The sequence below is a fragment of the Campylobacter sp. CFSAN093227 genome, assembly GCF_012897855.1.
Taxonomy (GTDB): domain Bacteria; phylum Campylobacterota; class Campylobacteria; order Campylobacterales; family Campylobacteraceae; genus Campylobacter_D; species Campylobacter_D jejuni.
This window is the reverse complement of the sequence record NZ_CP040610.1, coordinates 924,111-950,157: the sequence shown is the minus strand read 5'-3', so window position 1 is coordinate 950,157 and position 26,047 is coordinate 924,111. Positions and strand designations below refer to the sequence as shown.

Annotated in this window: 27 protein-coding genes and 1 pseudogene; 17 read left to right on the top strand and 11 right to left on the bottom strand. The window is 30.3% G+C overall.

What is annotated here, in order from left to right:
* Positions 1–152: 152 nt before the first annotated feature.
* The 5 genes from FBF06_RS05100 to argH are packed head-to-tail and all read left to right on the top strand — an operon-like array spanning position 153 to position 7,650.
* A complete protein-coding gene (locus FBF06_RS05100) occupies positions 153–1,487 on the top strand; it encodes a sodium-dependent transporter (protein ID WP_002858451.1) in 1,335 nt (444 codons plus the stop codon).
* 12 nt (positions 1,488–1,499) lie between these two features.
* Entirely contained in the window at positions 1,500–2,840 is a 1,341-nt protein-coding gene (locus FBF06_RS05095; protein ID WP_002853313.1) for a sodium-dependent transporter, read from the top strand.
* Between the two features lie 31 nt (positions 2,841–2,871).
* Positions 2,872–4,671: a biotin/lipoyl-containing protein gene (locus FBF06_RS05090; RefSeq protein WP_014516769.1), complete on the top strand. Its 1,800-nt coding sequence runs from the start codon at positions 2,872–2,874 to the stop codon at positions 4,669–4,671.
* A 12-nt stretch (positions 4,672–4,683) separates the two neighbouring features.
* On the top strand, positions 4,684–6,258 hold the full coding sequence (gene pckA / locus FBF06_RS05085) for a phosphoenolpyruvate carboxykinase (ATP) (protein ID WP_002853265.1): 1,575 nt from the start codon (positions 4,684–4,686) through the stop codon (positions 6,256–6,258).
* 9 nt (positions 6,259–6,267) lie between these two features.
* Positions 6,268–7,650, top strand: a complete 1,383-nt coding sequence (gene argH / locus FBF06_RS05080; protein WP_052795989.1) for an argininosuccinate lyase — start codon at positions 6,268–6,270, stop codon at positions 7,648–7,650.
* Positions 7,651–7,671: 21 nt separating this feature from the next.
* Here the strand turns inward: argH and ychF are convergent, their stop codons facing one another.
* From ychF to rpiB, 6 genes are read right to left on the bottom strand one after another with little or no spacing between them, the layout of a single operon-like run.
* Entirely contained in the window at positions 7,672–8,775 is a 1,104-nt protein-coding gene (gene ychF, locus FBF06_RS05075) for a redox-regulated ATPase YchF (RefSeq protein WP_002853275.1), read from the bottom strand.
* Positions 8,772–10,223 (bottom strand): leucyl aminopeptidase, encoded by a 1,452-nt coding sequence (locus FBF06_RS05070; protein WP_052795991.1) that lies wholly within the window; start codon positions 10,221–10,223, stop codon positions 8,772–8,774. The genes ychF and FBF06_RS05070 overlap by 4 nt, the downstream gene beginning before the upstream one ends.
* Positions 10,220–10,816 (bottom strand): DedA family protein, encoded by a 597-nt coding sequence (locus tag FBF06_RS05065; RefSeq protein ID WP_052795992.1) that lies wholly within the window; start codon positions 10,814–10,816, stop codon positions 10,220–10,222. The genes FBF06_RS05070 and FBF06_RS05065 overlap by 4 nt, the downstream gene beginning before the upstream one ends.
* 18 nt (positions 10,817–10,834) lie before the next feature.
* The gene (apt, locus tag FBF06_RS05060; RefSeq protein ID WP_002859569.1) at positions 10,835–11,383 is read right to left on the bottom strand and encodes an adenine phosphoribosyltransferase; all 549 of its coding nucleotides are present in this window, start codon (positions 11,381–11,383) and stop codon (positions 10,835–10,837) included.
* Complete coding sequence (locus FBF06_RS05055) at positions 11,380–11,712, bottom strand: membrane protein (RefSeq protein WP_002853247.1); 333 nt, start codon at positions 11,710–11,712, stop codon at positions 11,380–11,382. Before FBF06_RS05055 ends, apt begins: the two co-directional genes overlap by 4 nt.
* Positions 11,712–12,149 carry a ribose 5-phosphate isomerase B gene (gene rpiB / locus FBF06_RS05050; protein WP_002853308.1) on the bottom strand — a complete coding sequence of 146 codons (438 nt, stop codon included), beginning with the start codon at positions 12,147–12,149 and terminating at the stop codon, positions 11,712–11,714. Before rpiB ends, FBF06_RS05055 begins: the two co-directional genes overlap by 1 nt.
* Positions 12,150–12,315: 166 nt before the next feature.
* On the opposite strand from rpiB, the gene FBF06_RS05045 reads away from it, so the two are divergent.
* The 9 genes from FBF06_RS05045 to kcuS all read left to right on the top strand — a co-directional run bounded on the left by FBF06_RS05045 (position 12,316) and on the right by kcuS (position 20,256).
* On the top strand, positions 12,316–12,870 hold the full coding sequence (locus FBF06_RS05045; protein WP_168977561.1) for a chemotaxis protein CheB: 555 nt from the start codon (positions 12,316–12,318) through the stop codon (positions 12,868–12,870).
* Positions 12,871–12,885: 15 nt separating this feature from the next.
* Positions 12,886–13,674, top strand: coding sequence for a CheR family methyltransferase (locus FBF06_RS05040; protein ID WP_168977560.1), 789 nt, complete (start codon positions 12,886–12,888; stop codon positions 13,672–13,674).
* 135 nt (positions 13,675–13,809) lie between these two features.
* The gene (locus tag FBF06_RS05035; protein ID WP_002853259.1) at positions 13,810–14,538 is read left to right on the top strand and encodes an amino acid ABC transporter ATP-binding protein; all 729 of its coding nucleotides are present in this window, start codon (positions 13,810–13,812) and stop codon (positions 14,536–14,538) included.
* Between the two features lie 21 nt (positions 14,539–14,559).
* Entirely contained in the window at positions 14,560–15,339 is a 780-nt protein-coding gene (gene peb1A / locus FBF06_RS05030; protein ID WP_052795993.1) for a bifunctional adhesin/ABC transporter aspartate/glutamate-binding protein PEB1a, read from the top strand.
* Between the two features lies 1 nt (position 15,340).
* Positions 15,341–16,093 (top strand): amino acid ABC transporter permease, encoded by a 753-nt coding sequence (locus FBF06_RS05025; protein WP_002857960.1) that lies wholly within the window; start codon positions 15,341–15,343, stop codon positions 16,091–16,093.
* Between the two features lie 10 nt (positions 16,094–16,103).
* Positions 16,104–16,763: an amino acid ABC transporter permease gene (locus FBF06_RS05020; protein ID WP_002853290.1), complete on the top strand. Its 660-nt coding sequence runs from the start codon at positions 16,104–16,106 to the stop codon at positions 16,761–16,763.
* A gap of 107 nt (positions 16,764–16,870) precedes the next feature.
* Positions 16,871–17,800, top strand: coding sequence for a ribose-phosphate pyrophosphokinase (locus FBF06_RS05015; protein ID WP_002853293.1), 930 nt, complete (start codon positions 16,871–16,873; stop codon positions 17,798–17,800).
* 166 nt (positions 17,801–17,966) lie between these two features.
* Positions 17,967–20,078 (top strand): carbon starvation CstA family protein, encoded by a 2,112-nt coding sequence (locus FBF06_RS05010; protein ID WP_002902357.1) that lies wholly within the window; start codon positions 17,967–17,969, stop codon positions 20,076–20,078.
* Complete coding sequence (gene kcuS, locus FBF06_RS05005; protein WP_002902355.1) at positions 20,059–20,256, top strand: KCU-star family selenoprotein; 198 nt, start codon at positions 20,059–20,061, stop codon at positions 20,254–20,256. Before FBF06_RS05010 ends, kcuS begins: the two co-directional genes overlap by 20 nt.
* A gap of 39 nt (positions 20,257–20,295) precedes the next feature.
* Here the strand turns inward: kcuS and FBF06_RS05000 are convergent, their stop codons facing one another.
* Complete coding sequence (locus tag FBF06_RS05000) at positions 20,296–20,709, bottom strand: acyl-CoA thioesterase (protein WP_002853544.1); 414 nt, start codon at positions 20,707–20,709, stop codon at positions 20,296–20,298.
* A gap of 61 nt (positions 20,710–20,770) precedes the next feature.
* Here FBF06_RS05000 and ciaB point away from each other — a divergent pair, with 61 nt between their 5' ends.
* The 3 genes from ciaB to cysM all read left to right on the top strand — a co-directional run bounded on the left by ciaB (position 20,771) and on the right by cysM (position 24,027).
* Positions 20,771–22,603 carry an invasion protein CiaB gene (gene ciaB / locus FBF06_RS04995; protein WP_002868125.1) on the top strand — a complete coding sequence of 611 codons (1,833 nt, stop codon included), beginning with the start codon at positions 20,771–20,773 and terminating at the stop codon, positions 22,601–22,603.
* 101 nt (positions 22,604–22,704) lie between these two features.
* Entirely contained in the window at positions 22,705–23,001 is a 297-nt protein-coding gene (locus tag FBF06_RS04990) for an HU family DNA-binding protein (RefSeq protein ID WP_052778548.1), read from the top strand.
* Positions 23,002–23,127: 126 nt separating this feature from the next.
* Positions 23,128–24,027, top strand: a complete 900-nt coding sequence (gene cysM, locus FBF06_RS04985; protein WP_052795994.1) for a cysteine synthase B — start codon at positions 23,128–23,130, stop codon at positions 24,025–24,027.
* Positions 24,028–24,033: 6 nt separating this feature from the next.
* Here cysM and FBF06_RS04980 read toward each other — a convergent pair whose 3' ends face one another.
* The 4 genes and pseudogenes from FBF06_RS04980 to FBF06_RS04965 all read right to left on the bottom strand — a co-directional run bounded on the left by FBF06_RS04980 (position 24,034) and on the right by FBF06_RS04965 (position 26,021).
* Positions 24,034–24,594, bottom strand: a complete 561-nt coding sequence (locus tag FBF06_RS04980) for an SCO family protein (RefSeq protein ID WP_052795995.1) — start codon at positions 24,592–24,594, stop codon at positions 24,034–24,036.
* On the bottom strand, positions 24,591–25,043 hold the full coding sequence (locus tag FBF06_RS04975) for a hypothetical protein (protein WP_052795996.1): 453 nt from the start codon (positions 25,041–25,043) through the stop codon (positions 24,591–24,593). Before FBF06_RS04975 ends, FBF06_RS04980 begins: the two co-directional genes overlap by 4 nt.
* Before the next feature lie 3 nt (positions 25,044–25,046).
* On the bottom strand, positions 25,047–25,466 hold the full coding sequence (locus FBF06_RS04970) for a copper chaperone PCu(A)C (protein WP_052795997.1): 420 nt from the start codon (positions 25,464–25,466) through the stop codon (positions 25,047–25,049).
* A gap of 85 nt (positions 25,467–25,551) precedes the next feature.
* Positions 25,552–26,021: pseudogene (locus FBF06_RS04965) on the bottom strand (hypothetical protein).
* Positions 26,022–26,047 lie beyond the last annotated feature (26 nt).

Below are 26,047 nucleotides of genomic sequence, written 5' to 3'. Positions count from 1 at the left end.
TAAAGCCGAATTATAACCAAAGGTATCTTTATTTTTATTGAAATTTACAAAAATTCACATTTTTGATTTAAATTTGATTGTTTTCAATAAAGCTTAAAAGTTTTTTTGCTTTAATAATATTTTAAAATAATTTTTAAGTTAAGGTTGCAACATTGAGTTCTAAATTTTCAAAAATAGGTTTCATTTTAGCGGTAGCAGGTTCAGCGGTGGGCTTGGGTAATGCTTGGAAATTTCCAACACTAGTAGGTCAAAGTGGTGGATCTGCTTTTATCTTGCTTTATATAATTCTTACTTTAGGTGTAGGTTTTGTGATATTTTTAGCTGAGCTTAGCATAGGAAAAATTAGTGAAAAAGATCCGGTTAATGCCTATGAAAAGTTAGCACCTTCAAATAAAAAAGCTTGGTCTTATGTTGGTTTTACTATGGTGGGGGCGATTTTAATAGTTTCTTTTTATACCTTGGTGATTGGCTGGATAGTTAAATATGTGTTTTTAAGTATCACTGGAAATTTGCCTATGGATCTAGAAGTAAGTAAAGCACAGTTTGGATTTTTTATAAGTGAGGATTTTTTAAGTCAGTTTATTTGTTTTACTTTGGTTTTTTTATGTGTTTTTTATATTGTTTCTAAAGGTGTTAAGAATGGGATTGAAAAGTTAAATGTTTGGATGATGCCTTCATTGTTTATTTTACTTATTTTGATGCTTGTTTATGCTATTAGCAAAGATGGTTTTATAATGGCGGTTAAATTTCTTTTTGTACCTGATTTTTCCAAAATCAACACTTCAAATGTTCTTGAAGCCTTAGGACTTGCTTTTTTTAGTCTTTCTTTGGGCGTTGGAACGATTATTACTTATTCTGCTAGTCTGCCTGATAAAACTAATTTTATTACCAGTACTTTAAATATTATTTTTATCAATCTTTTAGTTGGTTTATTAATGGGTTTGGTTGTTTTTACTTTTATCTTTGAATTTGGTTACAATCCTAATCAACAAGGACCAGGACTTGTTTTTATTTCCTTAGCTACTTTATTTGAAAAAATTGGAGTGATTGGTTGTATTTTTGGAGCAGCGTTTTTTATTTCTTTAATCTTTGCTGGTATTACTTCAGCTGTTTCAATGATAGAGCCTTTCACTTTTTACCTTATTAATACTTTTGGTATGAGCCGTAAAAAAGCTTTGATTTTAATAGGAATTGTTGTTTATATTTTAGGAATGTTGTGTATTTTATCTTCTTTAAAAAGTACTCAGTTTGGATTTTTTGGAATGAGTTTTTTTGATTTGCTTGATAGTGTTTCAAGCAAGGTTATTATGCCTTTAGGTGGAATTTTGGCAGCTATTTTTGTGGGATTTGTGATGAAAAAAGAAGCTTTAAAAATTTTATTTAAACCTTATATGAGGGGTATATTTTTTGAACTTTGGTATGTGTTTTTGAGATTTATTTCCCCTTTGGCTGTTGTTATAGTTATGATAGCCGCTTTTTTAAAGTGAGTTTGAAAAATAATGAGAACATATTTTTCAAAAATCGGTTTTGTATTGACTGTTGCTGGTGGAGCCGTTGGTTTAGGTAATGCTTGGAAATTTCCAACTTTAAGCGCAGAAAATGGTGGTTTTGTTTTTGTGCTTTTATATTTGTTTTTTACTTTAACTATAGGATTTAGTATTTTTTTGGCTGAAGTGGCTATGGGACGTTTAAGTAAAAGTGATCTTGCAAATGCTTATTCAAATCTTGCCATAAAATATGGCAATAGATGGCGATATGGCGGCGTTTTTATGTTAGGTGGTATTTTTGTCCTCTCTTTTTATCTAGTTATCATGGGATGGGTTTTAAAATATACTGTAGTGAGTCTTTATTATCTTCCTAAAACTTTAGATGAAGCAGCAAGTAATTTTCAGAATTTAATTACTACAAATTTGACAAGTTCTGTTTTTTTCTTCACTTTATCTTTTTTTCTTACTTTATTGATAGTATCTAAAGGTTTAATCAAAGGGATTGAAAAATTAAACGTTGTTATAATGCCTAGCTTATTTTTAATGCTTGTTTTTATGTTGTTTTATTGCATGGGATTTAAGCAAGGTTTTGCAAATGCTTTTTCTTATTTATTTTATCCCGATTTTTTACATTTTAAATTCAGCTCTATTGCCGAAGCTTTAGGGCTTGCATTTTTTACCTTATGCTTGGGAATAGGTTGTATAGTTACATATTCATCGGCCTTGGATAAAAAAACAAATTTTATAAAAAGTTCAGTGTATATTGTTTTGATTAATTTATTGATTTCTTTTATCATGGGACTTATTGTTTTTACTTTTATCTTTGAATTTGGAGCCGATCCGCATACTCAAGGAGTAGGAATTGTTTTTATATCCTTGATGAGTTTGTTTAATCAACTTGGAGCTTTAGGCTATATTTTTGCATTTTGTTTTTTCTTAGCACTTTTTTTTGCTGGTATTACTTCAGCTGTTTCAATGATAGAGCCTTTAACTTTTTATATGATTAATAACTATCAAATTTCTCGTGTTAAAGCTCTATTTTTAATAGGTTTATTTGTTTTTGTTTTTGGAATTTGTTGTATCTTGTCATTAAATTTAAATTTTTTTTCTATGTTTAGTTTTTTTGGTAAAGATTTTTTTACTTTATTAGATAAATTAACTTCAAATTTTTTACTTCCACTTGGTGCTATAGTATGCTCTATATTTGTAGGTTTTTTTATGAATAAAAAACAAATTTATAAAATTTTTTCTAAATTTATAAGTCGAAAAATTTTCTTAATTTGGTTGTTTTTTATTCGTTTTATATCGCCTATAGCAATAATTTTGGTAATGTGTTATCAAATTTTTGTATAATAATGAAAAAATATTTTTTTAAGGAAAAATAATGGCTAAAAAATTCATCGATGTAATGGATACAAGCTTTAGGGACGGTTTTCAGTCTGTTTATGGAGCTAGGGTTTTAATGGATGATTTTTTTCCTGCAGTAGAAGCAGCAAAAGAAGCGGGTATTACTCATTTTGAATTTGGTGGTGGTGCTAGATTTCAAAGCTTGTATTTTTATCTTAATGAAGATGCTTTTACCATGATGGATAGATTTAGGGCTATTGTAGGAAAAGATGCTAATCTTCAAACTTTAGCAAGAGGGGTTAATACTGTTACTTTAGATACTGGAAGTAGTGAGCTTATTGATTTGCATGCAAAACTTTTTGCAAAACACGGTACCACAACGATAAGAAATTTTGATGCTCTTAATGATATAAATAATTTAAAATTTAGTGGTGAATGTATAGCAAAACATAGATTAAAACATGAAATCGCTATTACCTTAATGGATCTACCGCCAAATTGCAAAGGTGCTCATGATGTGCCTTTTTATGAAAAAATTTTGAAAGAAATTTTAGCAGCAGAAATTCCTTTTCACAGCATTTGTTTTAAAGATGCAAGTGGAACTTCAAATCCAAATAAAATTTATGAAACCATTAAAATGGCAAGAAAAATTTTACCTCAAGATATGCATATTAGACTTCATACGCATGAAACTGCAGGGGTGAGTATAGCCTGCTATCTTGCAGCACTTGAAGCAGGTGTTGATGGTATCGATTTGGCTGCAGCTCCTGTAAGTGGTGGAACTTCTCAGCCTGATATTTTAACCATGATGCATGCCTTAAAAGGTAAAGATTATGATTTAGGTGGACTTGAAGAAGAAAAAATTCTAAAATACGAAGAAGTTTTAAAAGATTGTTTAAAAGAGTATTTTTTACCCCCTGAAGCTACTATGGTAAATCCACTTATTCCTTTTTCTCCTATGCCAGGAGGAGCTTTAACGGCAAATACACAAATGATGAGGGATAATAATATTTTAGATAAATTTCCACAGGTCATTCATGCTATGAGAGAAGTTGTAGAAAAAGGTGGATTTGGTACTTCGGTTACTCCAGTTTCTCAATTTTATTTTCAACAAGCATTTAATAATGTTATGTTTGGGTCTTGGAAAAAAATCGCAGAAGGTTATGGAAAAATGGTGCTTGGTTATTTTGGAAAAACTCCAGTTGCACCCGATGCAAACATTATTGAGCTTGCTTCAAAACAACTTAATTTAGAACCTACTACAGAGCTTGCTATAAATATAGCTGATAAAGATGAGAGTAAAAGTATAGCTTATACCAAAACCTTGCTTGAAAAAGAGGGTATAGAAACGAGTGAAGAAAATATATTTGTTGCAGCAGCTTGCAAAGAAAAAGGTATAGCATTTTTAAAAGGAGAGGCAAAGGTAAATATACGCAAATTAGCCAGTATGCCAAAACCTATGAGTGCAGATGAAAACAAATTTACCGTAGCTGTAAATGGTAATAAATATCATGTAGAAGTAAGCTATGGCTTTGATAAAGATGTTAATGTTAAAAGTGTGAAAAAAGTAGAAGAAAATAAAAATATTATTTCTTCAAATTCAACAAGTTCTGTAGATGCTGAAAATGAAGTTTTAGCAGGTATTTCAGGTAATGTCTTTAAAATTTATGTTAACGAAGGCGAAGAAGTAAAATCAGGTCAAGCTATCATGGTTTTAGAAGCAATGAAGATGGAGATTGAGGTTAATGCCCCAAAAGATGGAATTATTTTAGAGCTTTGTATTAAAATAGGTGATACTGTTAATGAAGGCGAAGTATTAGCTATTTACAAGAATTAAAGTGAGGGAAAAATGAAAAAATTTGATAAGTTAGGTTTGGATAATATAAAGGAAATTTTTCATAATTTAAGTTATGATGAATTAAATGCTCATGAAAAAGCAAATAATGAAGGTTTAAGCACGGATAATGATACTTTTTGTGTAGATACAGGGATTTTTACAGGTAGAAGTCCTAAAGATAAATATTTTGTAAAACAAGATCCATCTAGTAAATATATAGCTTGGGGAAAGGTAAATCAGCCTATTACAAAAGAATTATTTGATAAACTTTTAACTAAAGCAAAGCAAGAATTAAGCGGAAAGAAAATTTATGTTCAAGATGTTTTTTGCGGTGCTTCTTTGCAAAGTCGCAAAGCAGTAAGATTTGTTACTGAAATTGCATGGCAAGCGCATTTTGTTAAAAATATGTTTATTCGCCCAAGTCAAGAGGAACTTGAGAATTTTAAAGCAGATTTTATTGTTTATAATGCTTGCAAATGCATCAATGAAGATTACAAACAAGATGGTTTAAATTCAGAGGTTTTTGTGATCTTTAATGTTGAAGAAAATATAGCGGTTATTGGTGGAACTTGGTATGGTGGAGAAATGAAAAAAGGTATTTTTTCTATGATGAATTATTGGTTACCACTAGAAAATAAACTTTCTATGCATTGTAGTGCAAATGTCGGAGAAAAAGACGATGTGGCACTTTTCTTTGGACTTAGCGGTACAGGAAAAACTACGCTTTCAACCGATCCAAAAAGAAGACTCATAGGTGATGATGAGCATGGGTGGGATGATGAAGGTGTGTTTAATTTTGAGGGCGGTTGCTATGCAAAAACAATCAATCTTGATCCTGAACATGAGCCTGAAATTTATGGAGCTATTAAAAGAAATGCACTTTTAGAAAATGTAGTTTTAAGAGCTGATAAGAGTGTTGATTATGCTGATGCCTCAAAAACAGAAAACACGAGAGTTTCTTATCCTATAGAGCATATTGAAAATCATGAGCCTAGTCTAAAAGCAGGGCATCCAAAAAATATTATATTTTTAAGTGCAGATGCTTTTGGAATTTTACCCCCGGTGAGCAAACTAAGCAAAGAGCAGGCTATGTATTATTTTTTAAGTGGCTATACAGCAAAAGTAGCTGGAACTGAGCGCGGTATAACAGAGCCTCAAGCAACTTTTTCAGCTTGTTTTGGAGAACCTTTTATGCCTTTACATCCAACGGTTTATGCGAGATTGCTTGGTGAAAAGATTGAAAAACATGAAGTTAATGTTTATCTTGTTAATACGGGTTGGAGTGGCGGAAGCTACGGTGTGGGTAAAAGAATGAGCATTAAGGCTACTAGGGCTTGCATTAATGCTATTCTAGATGGAAGTATTACAAAATGCGAATTTGAAAATTTTGAAGTGTTTGATTTAGCTATTCCAAAAGCTTTAGAAGGTGTAGAAAGTGTACTTTTAAATCCTATAAATACTTGGTTAGATAAAAATGCTTATATTGCAACAAGAGATAAATTAGCACATATGTTTATACAAAATTTTAAACGTTATGAAGATGTCAAAGAAGGCATTGAATTTAGCAAATTTGGACCAAAAATTTAAGGCATTTAAATGAAAAATGAAATGTGGTCAGGACGTTTTAGTGATGCAAGTGATGAGCTTTTAAAAGAATTTAATGCAAGTTTAAATGTAGATAAAACTTTGTTCAATGAAGATATACAAGGTTCTATAGCACACGCTACAATGCTTGAAAGTTGTGGTATTTTAAAAAAAGAAGAATTAGATGCTATTATAAAAGGTTTAGAGCAGGTTAGAAGTGAAATAGAGCAAGGTAAATTTGTTTTTGATATCAAAGATGAAGATATTCATATGGCCGTAGAAAAGCGTTTAAGCGAGATTATAGGTAGTGAAATTGGTGGAAGACTTCATACTGCAAGAAGTAGAAATGATCAAGTGGCTACTGATTTTAAACTTTTTGTCAAAAAATCTCATATTGAACTTATAAAGCTTTTAAAAGAATTGATTCAAACCATGCTCGAACATGCTAAAGTGCATAAAAAAACTATTATGCCAAGTTTTACACATTTACAGCACGCTCAGCCTGTGAGTTTTTCTTTTTATATTTTAGCTTATGCTTTTATGTTAATGCGAGATATTAAGCGTTTGCAAAATAGCCTAGAACTCGCAGACTTTTCGCCACTTGGATCTTGTGCATGTGCAGGAACAAGCTATAGAACCAATCGTGAGTTGAGTGCTGAAATTTTAGGATTTAAAGATATTATGCTAAATGCTATGGATGGAGTGAGTGATAGGGATTTTGCTCTTGATTTGCTTTATGATATAGCAGTTATTTTTACACACACATCAAGACTTTGCGAAGAAATGATCTTATTTTCAAGTTCGGAGTTTTCTTTTATAACTATAAGTGATAGCTTTTCAACAGGAAGTTCTATTATGCCTCAGAAAAAAAATCCTGATGTTTGTGAGCTTATACGTGGAAAAACAGGGCGTGTTTATGGAAATTTGATTTCTCTTTTAACTATAATGAAAGCTTTACCTTTAGCCTATAATAAAGATATGCAAGAAGATAAAGAAGGGATTTTTGATAGTGTAAAAACCGCTAAAGATAGCTTAATCATCTTAAATGCAATGCTAAAAGAAATACAAATTAATAAAGAAAATATGCTTAATGCTTGTAAAAAAGGTCATTTATTGGCTACCGATTTGGCAGATTATTTGGTGCGTGAAAAAAATATTCCTTTTAGAAAAGCACATTTTATAGTGGGAAATGTTGTTGCACAAGCTGAAGCACAAGGTATTGATATAAGTGAAATTAAAGATCTTTCAAAAATAGATCCTGTATTTGATGAAAAAGCTATGGAACTTTTAAATTTTGAATTTTCTTTAAATTCTAAGCAAAGTGAAGGCTCAAGTTCTATTGCAAGCGTAGAAAAGCAAATTCAAATTTTGGAAGGTTTTATTCAAAATTTATAAATATTGTTTAGGCTATTTTGCCTAAACATTGAATCTAAAGTGCATTACATCGCCGTCTAAAACGATATAGTCTTTTCCTTCAAGGCGTAGCTTTCCTGCTTCTTTGGCGCCATTTTCGCCTTTGTATTGGATATAGTCTTCATAGGAAATAACTTCAGCTTTTATAAAGCCTTTTTCAAAGTCATTATGAATCACGCTTGCTGCTTTTGGTGCTTTCCAGCCTTTTTTGATTGTCCAAGAACGCACTTCAACTACACCAGCGGTAAAATAACTGATCAGTCCAAGCTTAGCAAAAGCAGTGCGTATGATTTGATCAAGACCGCTTTCGTTAACTCCTAGAGAGCTTAAAAATTCATGACTTTCTTCATCGCTTAATCCTACTAATTCTTCTTCGATTTTTGCACAAAGCTTGATAACTTCATGATCATTTTTTTTAGCATATTCTTTTAAAGCTTTTACATAATCATTATCTTCACTAATACCATTTTCATCAACATTTGCACCATAAATCACCTCTTTAGCAGAAAGCAGTCTTAATTCCTTGATTAGGGCTTGATAAATTTCACTTTCCTTTTCAGGATAAGAACTTGCAGCTAAGCCTTTGTTTAAATGATCAAGTAAGGAATTTGCAAGTTCGAGACTTTCTTTGGCGCCCTTTTGATTGGCTTTGGCTTCTTTGGTGAGTTTTTCTATTTTTTTACTCAGTTGCTCAATATCTGCTAAAATAAGCTCTGTATTGATAATTTCTACATCACGTAAAGGATCAACTCCACCTTCAACATGGGTAATATTTTCTTCATCAAAACAACGTACTATATGCAAAATAACCTCAGTTTCACGTATATTTGAAAGAAATTTATTTCCCAAGCCTTCGCCTTTACTTGCGCCTTTAACAAGTCCAGCGATATCTACAAATTCTATTAAAGAATGCATAATTCTTTCAGGTTTTACTATTTTAGCAAGTTCATTAAGTCTTAAATCAGGAACTTCAACCATGGCTTTATTAGGCTCTATGGTGCAGAAAGGATAGTTTGCACTTTGGGCATTTTGTGCTTTAGTTAAAGCATTAAAAGTTGTTGATTTGCCAACATTTGGAAGTCCTACTATACCTACGCTTAAACTCATTTAGCTTTCCTTAAAATTTGAATTAAATAATTAACACACATTCTAACTCCAGCTCCACCTGCGCCAAAACTAGAATATCCCCAAGATTTTTCTGTATAAGCAGGTCCTGCTATGTCAAGATGTAGCCATTTATCTTTATATTCTTTACGAATAAATTTATCTAAAAATAACCCTGCGGTAATTGCACCTCCGTAGCGACTAGAGGCAGTATTACTAACATCGGCAATATTTGATTTTATAAGTTCTCTTAAGTAAGGGTTGAAATGTAAGATTGTGGTATATTCTCCGCTTTTTTTAGAGCTTAGATAAAAATCATTTTGCAATTCCTCATTATTTCCCATAATAGCACTTGTAAATTCTCCAAGTCCTACAACACAAGCTCCAGTAAGAGTTGCCATATCGATAAGTAAATCAGGTTTTAAATCCTGTGCAAAAGAAAGACAATCAGCTAAAACCAAGCGTCCTTCTGCATCTGTATTTCTTACCTCTATGCTTACACCTTCACGACTGATTAACACATCATCAGGCTTATAAGCATTGCCGCCTATCATATTTTCAGTTGCGCCCAAAATGCAATGCACTTCTAAATCTAAAGCAAGTTTAGCTACGGCTTTTATGATTCCCATTACTGCTGCTGCACCGCTTTTATCAGCTTTCATTGTAAGCATAAAATCAGCTGGTTTTAAGCTTAATCCACCGCTATCGTAAGTTAAGCCTTTTCCAACAAATACAACACGTTTTTTTGCATTTTTGGCTTTATAGCTTAGATGAATGAGGCGTGGTGGGTGTATCGAGGCGCGATTTACCGCTAAAAAGGCATTCATTTTTTCTTTGGCTAAGAATTTTTCATCATAAATTTTACAAATAATGTTTTTATTTTCTTTAGCTAAATTTTGCGCATCTTCTGCCATTTTTAAAGGGGTGTAAATTTCAGGAATTTCATTGACTATATTTTTAGTAAAATTTGTAGCATTAGCTAAAATTTCTCCACGCTCTAAACCTATCTTAGCTTCATCTTTATTAAATTTCTTACCATTTAATTCTTCGCTTGAAATAATAAATTTTTCCAAAGTACTTGTTTTTTTCTCGCTTTTATATTTGTCAAATTTATAAGCTCCAAAAAGTACGCCTTCAACTAAAGATGCAAAACTTCTAACTACACAATCTCCTATTATGCTAGGAAGTTTTACGCTTTTAATATTAAGTTTCTCAAGAGTTTTATATGCTGTGCAAAGACTTAATCTTATATCCTCATAAGCAAGACTTTTAAGCTCTAAATAAAGCTTTTTATTGTTTAAGTCTAATAATGCACCTTCGCCTTTGTAATTATTAAGTTTAAAAAAATCTTTTTCTTTGTTAAAAATTTTTAAATTTTTATCCTGTATAAAAACAAGTTCAAAGTCTGCTTTTATAGCATCTAGTTTTTTATCGTTTAATTCAAATTTCATGATTTTTTCCTTTTATCTTTAAGTATAGCTTTTTCCATTTGTTTAAAACCAAATAATAAAAGGGATAAAAAAGCTATAATAATAATGGCTGCATAATACCAATGTTCTTCAGCCCAAATCACCATCTTCCAAATTTGTTCTCCAAAATACCAAGCTAAAAGTATAGTGATTGATGCCCAAACCCAAGCACTAAAAAGATTGATAATAGCAAATTTTTTTGCACTATAACGCGTGATTCCTATACTCATAGGTATAATGGTTCTAAAACCATACATATAGCGTTGTATAAAAATAATAGGCCAACCAAAACGTTGTAAAAGTAGGTGTGCTACTGCAAATTTACGCCTTTGAGTTTTTAATTTTTTTTGTATGTAGCGTTTATTATATCTTCCTATATAGAAATAAATTTGATCGCCTACAAAACCACCAAGTCCTGCTATAAATATAACAAAACCTAAATTTACATGTCCTTGATGAGCAAAAATACCTGCTAAAATTAAAGCTAACTCTCCTTCTAAAATGCACCATAAAAAAATAATAATATAAGCTAGATCTTTGTATTGGTAAAGTAAATTTTTTAAAAATTCTTCCATTTGTACCTTTCTATAGTTTTAAATTTCTAAAACACTATAAACTGAAGTAAGTTTTTCAAGTTTATTTGCTCCATTTAAATCTTTAAGATTCATTAAAAAACAAGCTTCAACACATTTAGCTCCAGCTTTTTGAATGAGTTCATATGAAGCTATAGCTGTTCCGCCAGTTGCTATTAAATCATCTACAAGTAAAACTCTTGCATTTTGAATATTTTTAAATGCATCTTTATGAAGTTCTACTTTATCGCTGCCATATTCAAGATCGTATTCGCAGCTAAAGGTTTCAAAAGGGAGTTTTCCAGGTTTTCTAATAGGCACAAAAGGAAGATTAAGTTTTGCACAAATCATAGATGCAAAGATAAATCCTCTGCTTTCTGTTCCTGCTATGAAGTCTAGATTGTAATCTTTGTAGCGTTCTTTTAAATGTCTAAGTAGAAAATTTAAAGCTTCTTTGTTATTTAGTAGAGTGGTGATATCTCTAAAAATAATTCCTTTTTTTGGAAAATCAGGAATAATCCTAATGCTATCAAGCAGATATTTTTTTTCTTCTTGTGTTAGTTTTATCATAATAATGCCTCGATTTTTGCTTCTAATTCTTTAATTCTTTGTCTTAGTTTGTCATTTTCCAAGCGATATTGAGAATTTCTGGTTCTTAAAGATGTAAGGTCTGCTTTGATTTTATTAAGCTCTTCTGTGAGTATATCTATATTTCCAAGGCTTCTTTGAAGTTGAATTTGTAGTTTTCTAATGACAATCTCAGTATCATCAAGATTGTTTTTGATAAAATCTTTTGATGTTTTTTCTTTATTAAGTAGAGTTTTATAGTAAAACAACATTACAATAAGATAGATAGTTGCACAAATCAATATAGTTAAAACAAGCCAGTTTGTAAACATTATATTTTTACCTCAATTTTTTGAATTCTTTGCATATGTCTCCCTTCTTCAAAAGGAGTTTGAATGAATTTTTCTATAATATCTATAGCTAATTCAACCCCAATTAATCTTCCGCCTAATGCCAAAACATTGGCATCATTATGCCTTCTTGCAAGTTCTGCACTTAAGCTTTCGTGGCATAATGCACAACGAATGTTTTTATGACGATTTGCTGCAATAGAAATTCCAATTCCACTTCCACAAATAAGAATGCCAAAGCTCCGTTTGTTTATTTTTTCGGCAAGTAAATGCGCATAATCAGGATAATCGCAGCTTGCGCAAGTGTTTGTTCCTAAATCGTTAAAAATTATATTTTTTTCTTTTAAAAATACGCAAATTTTTTCTTTTAATTCAAAACCAGCATGATCACTAGCAATATAAATTTTTTCCCTAAGCATTGGTTTCCTAAATTACTATATAAAATAAGATAAAAATCTAATCTTATCATATTAAATCATAAAAACAGCTTTTCTTTGTTTTAAAAATAAGCTTTATTTTTCTTTATATATGTTAGAATCATGTGACAAGAAAAATAAAATTTCAATAAATTAAGAGGAGAAGAAAGTGAAGCTCATACTCATAGGATCTTCAACAGGTGGTCCTAATCAGCTTAAATTTCTTTTAAAGGATATTGATGTAAAAAATACTTGTGTAATTATAGCTCAGCACATGAGTGCCAGTTTTATTCCATCTTTTGTGGGGCAATTTAATAAAGAAGCTTTTAGTGAAGTGTGCTTATTGAACGATAAAGAGATATTAAGCAATAAAATTTATATTTGCCCTAAAAATACTATTTTATCTGGAAATTTAAATATTGTAGCCGCTTGGCAAGATGTGGCTTCAAGCTTTAAACCGAGTGTGGATTTACTTTTTCATTCCGCTGTTTCTTTGGCAAAAACAAATAAAATACTTGCTATTATTTTAACGGGCATGGGAGATGATGGCGCAAAAGGTTTATTTGAGCTTTATAAAACAGGAGTTAGATGTTTATGTGAGAATGAAGCAGATAGCGTCGTTTATGGTATGCCAAAAAGAGCAAAAGATATGAATCCGCATTTAAAACCTATGAGCTTAAAAGAAATTAAAAAAGAAATTGTAAATTTTATTGATCAGGATTAATAAAAGGAAAATTGCATGAAAAAAAAAATAACTCCTAGCGAATTGGAACTTAATGAATTTATAAAAATTATCAACGAAATGAGTGGTATTGATTTAACCGATAAAAAAAATATACTAGCTTTAAAGTTGAATAAATTTCTTGAAGGAACTAATACTAAAAATTTTTCCGAATTTTTGGGAAAATTAAAAAGCAATAGACAACTTAAACAAGAAACTTTAGATTTTGTAACCATAGGTGAAACTTATTTTTTAAGAGAATTGGCTCAATTGAAAGAAATAATTTATTATGCCAAAAGCTTAGAAAAGAGAGTAAATATCCTAAGCGCCCCTTGTTCAAGTGGAGAAGAAGTATATTCTTTGGCATTATTGGCTGCACAGAATTTTATTAAAGATATGTATATTTTAGGCGTTGATATTAATTCAAGTGTGATTGAAAAAGCAAAACTTGGAAAATATCAAGGAAGAACTTTACAGCGATTGAGCGAGAGTGAAAAAAGAAGGTTTTTTTTAGAAAGCGAAGATAAATTTTATACTATTAATAAAAATGAGCTTTGTACTTGTAAATTTGAACTTTGCAATGTTTTTGAAGAAAAATTTTCAAGATTGGGAAAATTTGATATTATAGCTTCTAGAAATATGATTATTTATTTTGATCATGAATCAAAACTAAAACTTATGGAGAGATTTCATAGAATTTTAAATGATAAAGGAAGGCTTTATGTTGGCAATGCTGATTTAATTCCAGAGACTATTTATTTTAAAAAGATTTTCTCTCCAAGAGGTGTTTACTATGAAAAAGTATAAATTCTAAAAATTACTAAAAGTTACACTTTGGAAATTTATTAGTAAAAATAAGTTACATTTTGAAGTAGTTTTCTTTATTTAATGATAAAATAATTTCAATTAATTTTATATTTAGCTAAAAATAAAGGAAAAAACTTGATTGAATTAAAAAATGTAAACAAATACTACGGAACTCATCATGTTCTAAAGAATATTAATCTTTCTGTTAAAGAAGGTGAGAAGCTTGTTATTATAGGTCCAAGTGGAAGTGGAAAAAGTACAACTATCCGTTGCATGAATGGGCTTGAAGAAGTTAGTTCAGGAGAGGTCGTAGTTAACAATCTTGTTTTAAATCATAAAAATAAAATTGAAATTTGCCGAAAATATTGTGCAATGGTTTTTCAGCATTTTAATTTATATCCACATATGACGGTTTTGCAAAATTTGACCTTAGCTCCAATGAAACTTCAAAAAAAATCTAAAAAAGAAGCTGAAGAAACAGCTTTTAAGTATTTAAAAGTTGTAGGTTTGCTGGATAAAGCAAATGTTTATCCAGCAACCCTTTCAGGTGGACAACAACAACGCGTTGCTATAGCAAGATCACTTTGTACTAAAAAACCCTATATTTTATTTGATGAACCTACTTCAGCCCTTGATCCAGAAACCATACAAGAGGTTTTAGATGTAATGAAAGAAATTTCACATCAAAGCAATACTACCATGGTAGTTGTTACACACGAAATGGGTTTTGCAAAAGAAGTAGCAGATAGGATTATTTTTATGGAAGATGGTGCTATTGTGGAAGAAAATATTCCTAGCGAATTTTTCTCAAATCCAAAAACTGAAAGAGCGCGACTCTTTTTAGGGAAAATTCTTAAAAATTAACCAAAATTGAAAGGAGAAAAAATGGTTTTTAGAAAATCTTTGTTAAAGTTGGCAGTTTTTGCTCTAGGTGCTTGTGTTGCATTTAGTAATGCTAATGCAGCAGAAGGTAAACTTGAGTCTATTAAATCTAAAGGACAATTAATAGTTGGTGTTAAAAATGATGTTCCACATTATGCTTTACTTGATCAAGCAACAGGTGAAATTAAAGGTTTCGAAGTAGATGTTGCCAAATTGCTAGCTAAAAGTATATTAGGTGATGATAAAAAAATAAAACTAGTTGCAGTTAATGCTAAAACAAGAGGCCCTTTGCTTGATAATGGTAGTGTAGATGCAGTGATAGCAACTTTTACTATTACTCCAGAGAGAAAAAGAATTTATAATTTCTCAGAGCCTTATTATCAAGATGCTATAGGGCTTTTGGTTTTAAAAGAAAAAAATTATAAATCTCTAGCTGATATGAAAGGTGCAAATATTGGAGTGGCTCAAGCTGCAACTACAAAAAAAGCTATAGGTGAAGCTGCTAAAAAAATTGGCATTGATGTTAAATTTAGTGAATTTCCTGATTATCCAAGTATAAAAGCTGCTTTAGATGCTAAAAGAGTTGATGCGTTTTCTGTAGACAAATCAATATTGTTAGGTTATGTGGATGATAAAAGTGAAATTTTGCCAGATAGTTTTGAACCACAAAGTTATGGTATTGTAATCAAAAAAGATGATCCAGCTTTTGCAAAATATGTTGATGATTTTGTAAAAGAACATAAAAATGAAATTGATGCTTTAGCGAAAAAATGGGGTTTATAATATGAATGAAAGTGTAGGTTTTGTTGAACATTTAAGACAAATTCTTACTTCTTGGGGTTTATATGATGAAAATAGTATAAGCCCTTTTGCGGTATGGAAATTTTTAGATGCTTTGGATAATAAAGATGCTTTTATTAATGGTTTTATTTATACTTTAGAAGTAAGCATTCTTGCTTTGCTTATAGCTACAATTTTTGGAACTATAGGCGGAGTTATGGCTACAAGTAGATTTAAAATTATCAGAGCCTACACTAGAATTTACGTAGAGCTTTTTCAAAATGTTCCTTTGGTAATACAAATTTTCTTTTTGTTTTATGCCTTGCCTGTTTTAGGTATAAGGCTTGATATATTTACTATTGGTGTATTGGGTGTTGGGGTGTATCACGGAGCTTATGTAAGCGAGGTGGTTAGAAGTGGAATTTTGGCTGTGCCAAGAGGTCAGTTTGAAGCTTCTGCGTCTCAAGGGTTTACTTATATTCAACAAATGCGTTATATTATAGTACCTCAAACCATTAGAATTATTTTACCACCGATGACAAATCAAATGGTAAATTTAATTAAAAATACCTCTGTATTGCTTATTGTAGGTGGAGCTGAGTTAATGCATTCTGCTGATAGTTATGCAGCTGATTATGGAAATTATGCGCCAGCTTATATATTTGCAGCGGTTTTATATTTTATAATTTGCTATCCTTTGGCTTATTTTGCAAAAGCTTATGAAAATAAATTAAAAAAAGCACATTTAACGAGATAAAGGGTTGTTAATGGAAAATGTTTTTAATGCGCAAAATATTGAATTTTTAATGCAAGGTTTATTTCTGACATTAAAAATAGCCTTGGCAACTTGTATTATTTCGATTGTTTTTGGAACTTTTTTAGCTATAACTAAAAATTATGGGGATAGATTAAGTAAATTTTTAGCAGCTTGCTATATAGATATTTTTAGAAATACTCCTTTATTATTATGGATGCTTGCAGCTTGTTTTGTTCTACCTGTATTTTTTGGACAATTTCCTCAAGCTTTTTGGGGTACTATAGGATTTTCACTTTATACGAGTTCGGTTATGGCTGAAATTATTAGAGGTGGATTAAATTCTATACCAAAAGGTCAGTTTGAAGCAGCTTATTCTCAAGGTTTTGGTAAATTTTTTACTCTTTTTTATATTATTTTACCACAAACTTTTAGAAAAATAATACCTGCTTTATTATCTCAAATTGTAACCACTGTAAAGGATACAGCTTATTTAGCGGGTTTAGGTATAGCTGAACTTACTTATAATTCAAAAACTATATTGGCAAAACTAACAAGTTTTGAAGAAATTTTAGCGATGATAGGTGTTGTTGCGGGAATTTATTTTATAATATGTTTTTCACTTTCTATGTTGGTAAGATATTATGCCAAAAAGACAGCTTACATTTCTTAAAAAAGCTTATATTTTTATATAAGCTTTTTAAATTTACAGCAGTTTTTAACATTTTTTTTATTAAAATCTTTTGTATTAATTCATAATTTTATTGATTAAGGTTTTTTATGCGAGGTTATAAAATTTTTTCAGGCTCAGCTAATGTCGAATTTGCAAGACAAGTTTCTAAATATCTCTCCCTGCCTTTAAGTGATGCTGGAGTAAAGCGGTTTAGTGATGGAGAGATTAGCGTTCAAATTGATGAGAGTGTACGCGGAAAGGATGTTTTTATTATTCAAAGTACTTGCGCTCCTACAAACGATAATTTAATGGAACTTTTAATTCTTACAGATGCTTTGCGTCGCTCAAGTGCAAATTCAATTACGGCTATTATCCCATATTTTGGCTATGCGAGACAAGATAGAAAAGCAAATCCTAGAGTGCCAATTACTGCTAAACTTGTGGCTAATTTGATTCAAGCAGCTGGGATTGATCGCGTAGCTACGATAGATTTGCATGCAGGACAAATTCAGGGTTTTTTTGATATTCCAGTAGATAATCTTTATGGAAGTATAGTTTTTAATGATTACATTAAAGCCAAACATTTTAAAAATGCTATTATAGGAAGTCCAGATATAGGGGGTGTTGCAAGAGCTAGGAGTGTTGCAAAGCATTTAGGACTTGATATAGTTATAGTTGATAAGCGTCGTGAAAAAGCCAATGAAAGTGAAGTAATGAATATTATTGGAGATGTAAAAGATAAAGAAGTTATCTTAGTGGATGATATTATTGATACTGCTGGCACTATAGTTAAAGCCGCGGAAGCTTTAAAAGAAAAAGGTGCAAAATCTGTTATGGCTTGCTGTACTCATGCAGTTTTAAGTGGAAAAGCCTATGAGAGAATAGCAAGCGGAGTTTTAGATGAGCTTGTGGTAACAGATACTATACCTTTAAAAGAGCAATTACCAAATATTAAAGTATTAAGCGTTACACCTGTTTTTGCTGAAGTAATACGTCGTGTTTATCATAACGAAAGTGTAAATTCTCTCTTTATTTAGATTAAAAAAGCTTAAAGATTATTTTTAAGCTTTTCATTTTTATGCTACTTAAAGAAACAAAAAACATATATTTTTTTAAAAATGTGAAAAAACTAAACATCTTTCTATACAATTTAATCTATAAATCTGCTATTCTTTGAAAATATTTTATTTTCTTAGGAGAAATATGACTCAGTTAAGTACTAAAATTTTATGGTTGTTTGTTGCAACTTTAGGCGCTATTTGTTTTGGTTATTTAGCTTTACAAAATGGCGAAAGTGTATCAGCGATTTATTTGGTGGTTGCTGCTGTATGTATTTATATGATAGGATATAGATTTTATGGGCGTTTTGTAGCTTATAAGGTTTTAGAACTTGATAAAAATCGTGCAACACCAGCACTTGTAGAAAATGATGGGCGTGATTTTGTGCCTACAAATAAAGCTGTATTATTTGGACATCATTTTGCTGCTATTGCAGGAGCAGGTCCATTAGTAGGACCTATCTTGGCCGCTCAAATGGGATATTTGCCTTCTATGCTTTGGATTTTAGTAGGAGGAGTTTTAGCGGGTGCTGTGCATGATTTTGTTGTTCTTTTTATATCTACTCGTAGAAAAGGTAGAAGTCTTGGCGAGATGATTAAGGATGAGATGGGTAAATTTACAGGTGGAGTTGCTATGGTGGCGATTTTTGGCATTATGCTTATTATTATTGCCATTTTAGCTATGGTGGTTGTAAAAGCTTTAGCAGAATCTCCATGGGGTTTATTTACTATCGCAATGACTATTCCTATAGCAATATTTATGGGCATTTATATGCGTTTTATCCGTCCAGGTAGAGTAGGGGAGGCTTCTATAATAGGTTTTGTGCTTTTAATTTTGGCTATTCATTATGGTAGCGTTATAGCTGCTGATCCTTATTGGGCTAAAATATTTACTTTAGAAGCTCCAACTTTGGCAATTGTTATGATGGCTTATGGTTTTATTGCTTCTGTTTTACCTGTGTGGTTTTTACTTGCTCCAAGAGATTATCTTTCAACTTTTTTGAAAATCGGTGTTATTGTGGTAATGGCTGTAGCTATTGTTTTGGTTGCTCCTGATTTACAAATGCCAAAAGTAAATACTCAGTATTTTGATGGAACAGGTCCAGTATTTGCAGGTGGAGTGTTTCCATTTTTATTTATTACCATTGCTTGTGGTGCGATCAGTGGTTTTCATGCTTTGATTTCTAGTGGAACTACTCCTAAAATGCTTGAAAACGAAACTCATGCTTTGGCTGTTGGATATGGCTCTATGCTTGCTGAGAGTGCTGTGGCGATTATGGCTTTAATTTGTGCTTGTATTTTACATCCAGGTCTTTATTTTGCTATAAATTCAAGCTCTGCTTTGATAGGAACAGATGTTGTAAATGTAGCACAAACTATTTCAAGTTGGGGATTTAGTATTACTCCTGAAGAAATTACTACTTTAACCACAAATATAGGAGAGCATACTATACTTTCAAGAACAGGGGGAGCCCCGACTTTTGCTATAGGTGTAGCTTTGATCTTGCATGAACTTTTTGGCGGCGTGGATTTGATGGCTTTTTGGTATCATTTTGCTATATTGTTTGAAGCTTTATTTATTTTAACAGCGGTGGATGCTGGGACAAGGGCTTGTCGTTTTATGGTGCAAGATATATTGGGTAATGTTTATAAACCTTTAGGAGATATTCATAATTATCCAGCTGGACTTTTGGCTACGGCTTTAAGTGTTGCAGGTTGGGGATATTTTCTTTATCAAGGTGCCATTGATCCTAAGGGAGGAATTTATACGCTTTGGCCTCTTTTTGGCGTGAGCAATCAAATGCTTGCGGGTATGGCTTTGCTTCTTGCTACAACTATACTTGTAAAAATGGGCAAGGCAAGATATACTTGGGTTACTTTAGTACCTGCGGTATTTGTCTTAGTGGCAACTCTGTATGGAGGAATTCAAAAAATTATGCCTTATGAAGAAGGCAATAAAATAGCAAATGCGGTAAGTCATGTAGCCGCCGTTAGCATACAAAGTCAAAAAATTAAAGATTTAGAATTTAAATTAAATAATACTAAAGATGAAAAAGAAATTTCTACAATTAAAAAAGAAATTTCAATAGCCACTCAAAATAAAGTTGGAAATTTACTTAATGCAATTCTTTGTGTGTTCTTTATGATAGCTACCTTGCTTGTTATAATTTCTTGTATAGGAATTTGCTTAGGTAAAATTAAATTTCCTCTTAAAGAAACTAAGTATATTAAGATTGATGAAATTCAAAAAATTTAAGTATTATTATGAAAAAGCCGAAAGGTTTTTTCATCCCTTGGTGGGACTTTCTAGTTATGATAAGTATTTAGAACACATGAAACAAAAACATCCAGGAAAAATTCCAAAAACCAGAGGGGAATTTTTCAAAGAATGTCTAGATAAAAAATATAATAGTGGCGGTTTAAATAAATGCTGATAAGCTTAAAGGATAAAGTTTTATCATACAAAATAAGCTTTAAGCATTTAAAAAGCCATGAATTCTTTTAAGTTCTTCACTAATAGGCTTTTTCTTTCCATCTCTTGTAACACTTACATAAGTTACTAAAGCCGAAGTTACATTAATGCAAGAAGTACAACCTTGAGAATCCACTCTTTGAGCTGTGACTTCTACTTCAACGCTGATTGAAGTGTTGCCCACATTTACAACTTTAGAGTAACAAGAAATTATATCGCCTATAAAAACAGGTTCTTTAAAAACTACTTTATCCATAGAGATGGTTACAACGCGTTCAGGAGAAAGTTCTCTTGCTGCGATAGCTCCTGCTAAATCGATTTGTGAAAGTATCCATCCGCCAAAAATATTTCCCGCTGGATTTGTGTCACTTGGCATAGCTACAATTTTTAATTTTGGTTCTCCCATATCTCTCATTTTTACTCCTTATTTTAAAAAATGAATTATAATTAAAAAAGTTAAAAAGGAGAATAAAAGTATGAATAATTTTAAAGAAATAGCTAAATTGGTTAGAAAATACAAAGAAAGAAATAATGCGTTATATGAGTTTTTAGACAAAGAAGATGTGGGCGAGTATTTTAGATCTTTGATTTCTTTAAGTGAGTTAAAACAAGATAAAACAACTATGCTAGCCATACTTAGGCGTTTGATTGATTTAAAAGAAGAAAATTTAGTTCAAGAGTGGAAAAAAAACAACTTTAAGGAAGATAAGATTATAGAGTTAAAACATAAGTTCTATGAAGAGGTTAGAAAGTTTTATGAAAAAGAACATCAAAATTTAATTAATGAAATAAAAGAGAAAAAACTTTTAAATAATTTTTATCAGTCCTTAATACAAGGAGTGCATAATATAGGTTTAATTATGAATATTTTTGAAATTTCTTGGACTAAAGAAATTATAGAAAAAAATAATAAAATTTTATCTACTCAATTTCCAAATTTAGATGATGCAATGGAATTTTTACGTAAAAATCATTTATATCAAAAAACTCCAGAAGGAGAAATTTGTGAGCGAAGCTATGGTGTTTTAGTTAGAATAGGAAATTTATGGAAATTTGTTCCTTATGCGAGATTTTTCGAGAATGAAATTTTAAAATTAGAATTTGCTTTTGAAAATATGATTGATCAGCTTAAAATATTTGCTAGCAGCGAAGAGGAAAAAGCTTATATAGAATATTTTGAAAAATTAAAATTAGCGTTTTGTGAAAAAGATGAAGATAGGGTTATAAAAGCTTGGCAAGAAGCTGAATTTGCTTGGATGAAAGTAAAATCACCTTTACAAGTGGGACATCCTTTAGAATATTATGAAGATAATTATACTCATGCGGTGGCATTAGAATGGGATATAAGAATAGAAGATGAAAATGATTTTGATGTTTTGAAATTTGGTAATGAAATTAAGGAAAGTTTTGAACATGTTTATAAAAATATAGGACTTGAAGATTGTGAATTAGAAAAAGAAGTTTTATCTAATATAGAAAAAACTCAACTTTATATTTGCACTCCGATGATATTTTATGGTGCTGAACTTAAAGGTTTATTCTCAGCTCAAGTCGTTCCAAATGATGAGTTTGTAAGTTCTAAGGCGGGCAAAAAAATATTTGCCTTTATAAATTTTGTATATGAAAATGCTAAAACAAAGCCTTTTATGAAAATTTCTAGCGAGGTTTTTGATAAAGAATTTTTGGATTTTGGAAGAAATATTTTATTTTATCAGGAAAAAATTTGGAAAAGGGTTTATGAAGTATCAACTATAGGCCATGAATTTGGTCATATATTTTTTATTGCTAATGATACCGAAAAAACAATGAATCAGAGTGGTTTTTTTAAAAATATAGAAGAATATAAAGCTACTACAGGTGGACTTATAAATTTCTTTTATCATGAACAAGATGACTTGATAATGCCTGTTTTTCATGAACTTATAAAAAGAGCTATTGGACTTATTTCTTGGCAAAGGGTTGATGAAGTTAGACCTTATTATACAGAAGGACTTATTCATCTTAGCTTGCTTTTTGAAAGCGAAGTATTGATTTTTGAAAATAATAATTTGAAGATAAATTTTGATTTAGGGCATTATGAAAAATTTAAAGAGCTAACTTTAAAAAATTATCATGAATTGGCAAAACACTATGCTTTAAGACTTGATGCAAAAGAGTTTTTAAGTAGATTTTGTGAAATTGAAGATAATATTTTTCTTCCTATTATGCCTAAGTGTAAAGAATTTGTTAAATTTTATTATGATTTATACGAGAAAATTGGTAATGAAATTGATAATAGTGGAGAATTTGAAAGATATAAGAAAAAATAATAAAGTTTTTTGAAAAAAACTTAAAAAAAGCTGTTTTTTACTTGATATTGTTTTTTAAATATGCTAAAATTAGGCGTTTCAATTAAAACAAAGGAGCTTTTATGACTAAAGCAGATTTCATTTCATTAGTTGCTCAAACAGCTGGGCTAACAAAAAAAGACGCTACTACTGCTACTGATGCAGTTATTTCTACTATTACTGATGTTTTAGCTAAAGGTGATAGCATCAGTTTTATTGGTTTTGGTACTTTTTCAACTCAAGAAAGAGCTGCTAGAGAAGCTAGAGTACCAAGCACAGGAAAAACAATCAAAGTTCCTGCTACAAGAGTTGCAAAATTTAAGGTAGGTAAAAACCTTAAAGAAGCTGTTGCAAAAGCAAGCAGCAAAAAGAAAAAATAAGACTTCGGCTAGATAAATTCTAGCCTTCTTTCTTAATTAATTCAGATATTTTGTATCTTTTATTTACTTTATTTTTTTAAACTTTTATAAAACTATCATTATTAAACAAAAAAGGATATTAAAATTATGAAAGTACATGAAAAAGTAAGTGAGCTTATAGGAAATACTCCTATTATACATTTGAAAAAATTTGGTATCAATGTTTTTGCTAAATGTGAATTTTTAAATCCTAGTCATTCTATAAAAGATAGAGCAGCTTTTGAAATGATTAAAGATGCTTTAGATAGTAAAAAAATTAATCAAGATACTACAATAGTTGAAGCAACTAGTGGAAATACTGGAATTTCTTTGGCTATGATTTGTGCAGATTTGGGACTTAAATTTATTGCTGTAATGCCCGAATCTATGAGTTTAGAAAGAAGAAAAATGATAACACTCTTTGGCGCTAGGTTAGAATTAACTCCTGCAAATTTAGGAATGAAAGGAGCGGTTGATAAAGCAAATGAAATATTATTAAATACTCCAAATTCTTTTATGGTTTCTCAATTTGAAAATATTTCAAATAAAAATGCGCATCGTAAGAATACGGCTTTAGAAATTTTAAGAGATTTGGATAATGAACTTGATATTTTTGTAGCTGGTTTTGGAACTGGCGGTACTATTAGTGGAGTTGGGGAAATACTAAAAGAAACATTAGAAAAAGTGTATATTGCTGGAGTCGAGCCTCTAAATTCTCCATTGCTTAGCAAAGGTGAAGCGGGAAGCCATAAAATACAAGGAATAGGGGCGAATTTTATACCTGCTATTTTAAATAAAGAAGTTATAGATGAAGTGATCACAGTAAGTAATGAAGATGCTATAAATACAGCCAAAGAACTTGCCAAAAGTGGCTTAATGGTAGGTATATCAAGTGGAGCAAATGTATTTGCTGCAAATATGCTAGCAAAGAAATTTCCAGATAAAAGAATTTTAACTATGCTAAACGATACGGCTGAAAGATACCTCTCAACTGATCTTTTTGCTTAAGTATAATTATTGAGAATTTAGAAAAATTCTAAGTTCTCTTAAAATTTCTTGTGGATTTAAATCGCTAATTTCTTTATAAAAATGACCTTTTTCATCAATAAGATAAAGCATATTGCTATGTGCTATAGAATAACCCATAAAAGAATCATTTAGATCTATTTTTTGATATTGAACATTATATTGTTTTGTTATTTTTTGAAGAGTTTTTTCATCTTTTGCAATTAAGGCATCTGCTTTTGGGTAAAAGTATCGTAACCATTCGTTTGTATTGCTTAAGTTATTATCTCTATTTGGATCTAAAGAAATAAAAAGAATGTGAGCCTTAGGATTATTGATTTGCTTTAAGACTTTGCCTACTAAACTAAGAGTTGCCGGACAAACATCAGGGCAATAAGTATATCCAAAATAGATAATAAGCTTATCTCCTTTAAAATCTTTTAGGGTGGTTTCCTCTTTTAAGTCTGATTTCAAGATAAAATCATAAGAATTTTGATGATTTTTAATAAAAAATATTACACCTAAAATAATGGCAACTATAACTATAAACAAAATAATATTTTTTTTCATTTTTTTAGCTCAAAATCAAAATAAAACCCTATGGGTTTATTATTATCCATAAATTCTACCCTGAAACGCATAGTATCTAAAACGCAAGCAGCAAGAACTATTTTACTTTCATAGTCTGTTGAATTTAATCGATGTATTTTAGGTTTAATTTCGCCCATATACATATTTAATCCATAAATTTTAATTCCTAAGTTGTTATAATTTCCTAGATTTACAATCTTTAGATTTGTAACATCTAAAGATTGTAAGGGTTTGGGATTTAGGGAAATTAAGACTTTTTTATTGTTAAAACTATATGTGCAGTCTTTAACATTAAGATCGCAAGTCAATGGGGTAGAAAAATCAGTTTTTGTTATTTTTTGAGAATCTTTTATTGCATAAAAATCAAAAATAATATATAAAATAGCAATAACAAAAGCAAAAGCTAGGATAAAAATAATTTTTCTCATTAATTAAAATTCTTTAGAATCAATATTTTTTAACTCTATGGTTTTGTGATTATTAAATTTTAAATCTAAATTTACCTTCGTGTCTTTAATAATAGGTTTTTTTAGTTTTAAAAGCATTATATGGTAACCTCCAGATTTAAGCTCTGTGCTTGAATGAGCTTTTATAATAATTTCAGGAATTTTTTGCATCATTATTTTTCCATCTTTATGTATATGTGTATGCAGTTCACTGACTTCACTGATATCACTTTTGGCACTTATTAGAGCAATATCCTTATTAGTATTATTAAAAATAGTAAGAAAAATAGCACTATTTTGCGCATGAGGTGGAGTTTGTTTTACAAAGGCATTTTTTACCTCTATATCATTAACAGCCCAAAGATTTACAGCAAAAAGAGCACCTAAGAGAAGAATTTTTTTCATATTGTATCCTTATTTTTATAATATTAAATATTTGTTCATTATATCAAAAAATATTTTTATTTGAATATAAAATTTTGAAAATTTTTCAATGTGTGTTACCTGTTTGAAAATTTTTTGCATAGTAACATCAAAATCAAAGAAAAAACCAGTTGGAGTATTATTGTTTAAAAATTCAACCCTAAATCTAGAATCATCGGTAATGCTTCTACCTATAAAATTTATAAGAATATCACCATTAACTATATTAAATTTAGGAATGATATCGCCTATATAGGAATTTAAACTATAAATTTTAATCTTTAAATTAGAATAATGAGGAAAATTCTTAATTTTTATAGTAGTTTTATTGAAAATTTTTATAGGTTTTGGGTAGGCTGAAACTTCAATATTTTTTTTATTAAAAGAAAAAACACAATCTTGTAAATTTAAGTCACAAGTTAGAGGTTGGCATGTATTTAAGCTAAATATACTTTCTTTCTTTTTATCATATAATGTATAAAAAGCTAAAAACAAAATGCCTAAAAAAGACATTCCTATAAAAAAATTTCTTATCATTATAGACAACCTTTTAAAACAAGCCT